Genomic DNA, 4,874 nt, shown 5'->3' on the forward strand with positions numbered 1-4,874 from the left:
GGGCGGGCCTCGACCTCGCGGCCGGCGCGGGCGGGTTCATCGTCGATATCGGCGGCGGGACGACCGAGGTCGCCGCCGTCGCCGGCTGGCGCGTGGTGCGCGCGGAAAGCCTGCGGATGGCGGGCAACGCGATGGACGACGCCATCGTGAACGCGGCGCGGAGCGAGCTTGGCCTGATCCTCAGCTCGCGGGCGGCGCGCCAGCTGAAGACGACCCTCGGCCTGACCGGCGGGCCCGAAGGCTGGGCGGAGACGGTCGGCATCGACGCCGCCCGCCGCACGCCGCGCGTGGAGCGGGTCTCCGGAGAAATGGTGGCGGCGGCGCTCGAGCCGGTTGTCGCCACGATCGCCAGGGCGGTGCAGGAGGTGCTCTCCGACATCCCGTCCGGCATCGCCGAGGACGTAGTGCGCGGCAAGATACGGCTGGCGGGCGGCGGCGCGCTGCTGCCCGGCCTGCCGGAACGTGTCGAGGCGATGGCGGAAATCGGCGTGACCGTGGCCGAGGACCCGCTGCGCTGCGTGGTCCGCGGCGCGGCGGCGTTGCTCGAAGTGAGCCGCAACTCTGGCGTCCCTGGCGTTGGCGGCTAGGTCAGAGTTCGCTGAGGGAGAGCAAGACCTAGGAAGAGGCCCTCATCCCGGCGCGTTGAGGTAAGCGTTAGGCTGCGCTACAAGGTCGTTCGCCTGGCGGAAAGGTCAGGTCCTGATGAGCAAGCAAGCGACACCTCCGCCGCCAGGCGACAAGCCGAAGCCAGGAGGGAACGCGCCGCCACCGCCGCCGGCCTGGCGGCACTGGCTGCTGCCGATCGGCATCGTCGTCGCGCTCTTCGCGTGGATACTCCTGCCTGCTGTGCACACCCCTTCGCCGACTAGCCTCAGCTACTCCCAGTTCCTGACCGACGTGAACGCGCACAAGGTCAAGACGGTGGTCATCCCGCAGAACGGCGGCACGAGTACCGGGACACTGACCGACAAGACGAATTACACGGTGGTCCTCCCGCCACAGGCCGGCCAGACGCTGCTTACCCAGCTCAACACGGCCGGCGTGGAGGTCTCGTCGACCCCGCCGTCGTCGGGGTTCGGCAACGAGCTGCTTAGCTGGATCCTCATCCTGGCGCCGTTCCTGCTGTTCTTCTGGTTCTGGCGACGGCTGTCTCGTGGCGCCGGCGGCCTGCAGCAGGGCATCCTCGGTATCGGCCGGTCCAAGGCCAAGGTGTTCGACGAGGAGCAGCCGTCCACCACGTTCGCCGACGTGGCCGGCTACGAGGGCGCCAAGTCGGAGATCAGCGAGGTCGTCGACTTCCTGCGCCACCCGGAGAAGTACTCGCGGGCCGGCGCTGTCGTGCCCCGCGGCGTGCTGATGATCGGCCCGCCAGGCACCGGCAAGACGCTGCTCGCCAGGGCCGTCGCCGGCGAGGCGCAAGTGCCGTTCTTCTCGGTGACCGGATCTAGCTTCGTGGAGCTGTTCGTCGGGGTGGGTGCGTCGCGGGTGCGCGACCTGTTCTCCGAGGCCCGCAAGCGGGCGCCCGCGATCATCTTCATCGACGAGATAGACGCGATCGGTCAGCGCCGGGCCGGAGCGGGCGCGGCCGTGTCCAACGACGAGCGGGAGCAGACGCTCAACCAGCTGCTGGCGGAGATGGACGGCTTCGACCCGGTGTCGGGCATCGTGGTGCTGGGCGCGACCAACCGGCCCGAGGTGCTGGACCCGGCGCTGCTGCGCCCCGGGCGGTTCGACCGGCAAGTGACGATCCCGCTGCCTAACGTCAGCGAGCGGGAAGCGATCCTACGGGTGCACGTGCGCGGGAAGAAGCTGGCGCCCGACGTGGATCTCGGCGCGGTGGCCAGGGCCACGCCGGGGTTCTCCGGCGCGGACCTGGCGAACCTGGCGAACGAGGCGGCTATCGTCGCGGTCAGGGAGGGCCGGGACGTCGTGACGGCCGACGACTTCTTCTCCGCGCGGGACCGGATCATCCTGGGCCGCAGGGAAGGGTCCAACGTGCTGCTGCCCGAGGAGAAGCACGCGGTGGCGGTACACGAGTCCGGGCACGCGATGGTGGCCGCGCTGTCCGAGTACGCCGACCCGGTGGCCAAGGTGACGATCCTGCCGGCCGGCCAGACGCTCGGCGTCACGGAGCAGCTTCCGCTGGTGGAACGGCACATGTACACCGAGGACTACCTGCACGACTCGCTAGCCGTGCGGCTCGGCGGCCGCGCCGCCGAGCTCGTCGTCCTCGGCCAGGGATCCACCGGCGCGGGCAACGACCTGGCCGGCGCGACCGACCTGGCGACCAAGATGGTCAGGGAGTTCGGCATGTCGACGGTGCTCGGCCCGGTGGGATACCCCGAAGGAGGTTCTGTGTTTCTTGGCGGCGGCGGCCCAGGCATGTCGAGCCGGCCGTACGCGGAGGCGACCCAGGCCGAGATCGACCGCGAGGTGTCCAAGCTGCTCAGGGAGGCGGAGGACCGCGCGGTTGAGCTGCTCAAGACCCACCGGCCTGAGCTGGACGCGCTGGTCGGCCTGCTGATGGAGAAGGAGACCGTCAACGGGTCCGACGTCTACCGGCTGGCCGGCCAGCCGGACAAGTCAGCCAGCACCAGCCCGGCGGCGCCGCCGGCCGTGCTGGCCCCGCACCCGGCGGGCGACGTCACCAGCGCTGGCGGTTCCGCAACCGGACCGTGACGAGCGCGATTACCGTCGCATTACGTGGCCGGTATGCTCGGCTACATGGTGCAGCTCACCGCCCTGCCGGCGTACCTACCCAGCCCGCCGATCGACAGCTTCCACATCGGCCCGCTGGACATTCACTTCTACGCGCTCGGCTACATCATCGGGATCACGCTGGCGATCTTGATCACGAGGCGGCGGTGGCGTGCGCTCGGCGGGGACCCCGACGTCGTGAACGACCTCGCGCTGTGGGTGGTGCCCGCCGGGATCATCGGCGGCCGGATCTACTTCGACATCACCACGCCTAACGACATCCCGCACGTGTGGTACGGGGTGTTCGCCGTATGGACCGGCGGCCTCGGCATCTGGGGCGGCGTCGCGCTCGCGGCCATAGTAGGCGCCTGGCGGCTGCGGCGGCTGGGCATCTCGGTCGGCCCGTTCGCCAACGCGATCGCGCCGGCGTTGCTCGTCGCCCAGGCGGTCGGGCGGATCGGCAACTACTTCAACAAGGAGCTCTTCGGCGGGCCGACCACGCTGCCCTGGGGCCTCGAGATTCCTTACCCCTACCGCGTCTCGGGCGGCATCCCGCCGCAAGACCTGCACTTCGCGACGTTCCAGCCGACGTTCCTCTACGAGCTCATCTGGGACCTGGCACTGGCCGCCTTCCTGGTCTGGCTCGGCCACCACGCCAAGATCAAGCCCTGGGGACTGTTCGCGCTCTACGTGGCCGGCTACTCCGCGTTCCGCATCTTCGAGGAATCGGTGCGGATCGACTCGTCCGAGCACTTCTTCGGCCTGCGGCTCAATATGTACATCGCGATCATCGGCACGGTGGGCGGCCTGATCTGGTTCGTCTTCGCGCAGCGCCGTCCTGACCGGCCGGTGGTGGTGCGCCCAGATCCGGCTCAGCCGGACGCCGGCACCGCGCCGGCACCCGTCGAGGCGCCCCCCGATGAGGCAACGGCGGATGCCGGGGGAGTAGCCAGCGCACGTTCCGAAGAATAGGAACGCGGCCCGGCGGGACGGACAGCTTGAGCCAGCCGAGCAGCGCCAGCGGATACGTCACCGGGTGGCGATCGGAGCCACCGTCGCACCGGCCGCCTTGACCAGGTCGGCGGGGGTGATCTCGATCTCCAGCCCGCGGCGGCCCGCGCTGCAGAACATCGTGGCGAGCACGAGGGCCGAGGCGTCGATCACCACCGGCAGCCGCCGTTTCTGCCCAACGGGGGAGATGCCGCCCGCGACGTACCCGGTGGCGCGCTCGGCCGCGGCGACCTCCGCCAGCACCGCCTTCTTCCCGCCGACGGCGGCGGCAAGCGCCTTCAGGTCCAGCTGGCGGTGCACCGGGACGACGCCCACGGCCAGCGACCCGTCCACCGCGGCGACCAGCGTCTTGAACACGCGCTCCGGCGGGACGCCGAGCGCCTCGCTGGCCTCCAGGCCGTAGGAGTCGTGCCGCGGGTCGTGCGCGTACTCGTGCAGCGTGAACGGGACCTTCGCCCGTTCGAGGGCGAGCGTCGCCGTCGTGCCGCGTCCAGCCACGAACCGTCACCCTAGCGCTCACGGCGGGCGGCGGGAAAATCGTTATGCCGCTCGCCTGCCATGTCCGCATAGTGGGCGTATGCACGTTACGTTTCCGCGGCTGCCGGACCACGAGGTCGGCTACTCGGTGGTCGAACGGGACGACGGGGTCGTCTACCAGCTGCTCGGCGGCCGCGCCGGGACCGCGCTGCCGCACGACATCATGCATCTTGTCGTGGAACGCGAGCTGGGCATCACCGACGGGATATGGGGCGGCATCGCGGCGGGCATGGTGTTCGGCAGCATGCGGCACGTGCGCGGGCGGCGGCCGCCGCACGTCACCGAGCGTTCGGCGCTGCTCAAGCGGACGTACCGGGACCGGATCCTGCGGGCCGAACTGCTCGGGAACCTCGTCGAGGCCATCGCGGCGCTCGACGACCCGTCGGCGGATGAGATCAGGCGGCTGACCGGGTCGAAGCTGTCGATGCTGCGGATGCCCGAGCCGCCGTCCCCGCAGGCTTTCGCGACGGCGGCGCGAGCACTGCAGGTTGAGGCGGCGCGCTGGGCCAGGCTGCGGCCCGGTGCGGAACTGCGGTACGAGTGGGCGCTGCCGGTTACCCATCACGTGCCGCGTCCCCGGGACCCGAGCGCCCCTGGCAACCGGCGGGACCCGCGGCGCCGTCTGGGGG

5 protein-coding genes are annotated in these 4,874 nt (G+C 70.8%); 4 read left to right on the forward strand and 1 reads right to left on the reverse strand.

The genetic code is table 11. The features are described 5' to 3' along the window. The 3 genes from WA805_RS30940 to lgt form a co-directional block, all read left to right on the forward strand. A partial coding sequence (locus WA805_RS30940) for a rod shape-determining protein (protein WP_425244101.1) occupies nt 1-587 on the forward strand: 587 nt, incomplete at its 5' end. Nucleotides 588-702: 115 nt separating this feature from the next. After that, nucleotides 703-2,679, forward strand: a complete 1,977-nt coding sequence (gene ftsH / locus WA805_RS30945) for an ATP-dependent zinc metalloprotease FtsH (protein ID WP_422290981.1) — start codon at nt 703-705, stop codon at nt 2,677-2,679. Between the two features lie 33 nt (nt 2,680-2,712). Beyond that, on the forward strand, nt 2,713-3,669 hold the full coding sequence (gene lgt, locus WA805_RS30950; protein ID WP_422274767.1) for a prolipoprotein diacylglyceryl transferase: 957 nt from the start codon (nt 2,713-2,715) through the stop codon (nt 3,667-3,669). Between the two features lie 57 nt (nt 3,670-3,726). Here the strand turns inward: lgt and ybaK are convergent, their stop codons facing one another. Then, nucleotides 3,727-4,206, reverse strand: coding sequence for a Cys-tRNA(Pro) deacylase (ybaK, locus tag WA805_RS30955; RefSeq protein ID WP_424559793.1), 480 nt, complete (start codon nt 4,204-4,206; stop codon nt 3,727-3,729). Between the two features lie 79 nt (nt 4,207-4,285). On the opposite strand from ybaK, the gene WA805_RS30960 reads away from it, so the two are divergent. Beyond that, nucleotides 4,286-4,874: hypothetical protein (locus tag WA805_RS30960; RefSeq protein WP_424559794.1), on the forward strand; the 589-nt coding region annotated here is incomplete at its 3' end.

Source organism: Trebonia sp. (genome assembly GCF_049794275.1).
Classification (GTDB): domain Bacteria; phylum Actinomycetota; class Actinomycetes; order Streptosporangiales; family Streptosporangiaceae; genus Trebonia.

Excerpts from the sequence above, each read along its gene's own strand:
- ftsH (WP_422290981.1), top strand. The coding sequence starts at position 703 with ATGAGCAAGCAAGCGACACCTCCGCCGCCAGGCGACAAGCCGAAGCCA.
- lgt (WP_422274767.1), top strand. The coding sequence starts at position 2,713 with ATGCTCGGCTACATGGTGCAGCTCACCGCCCTGCCGGCGTACCTACCC.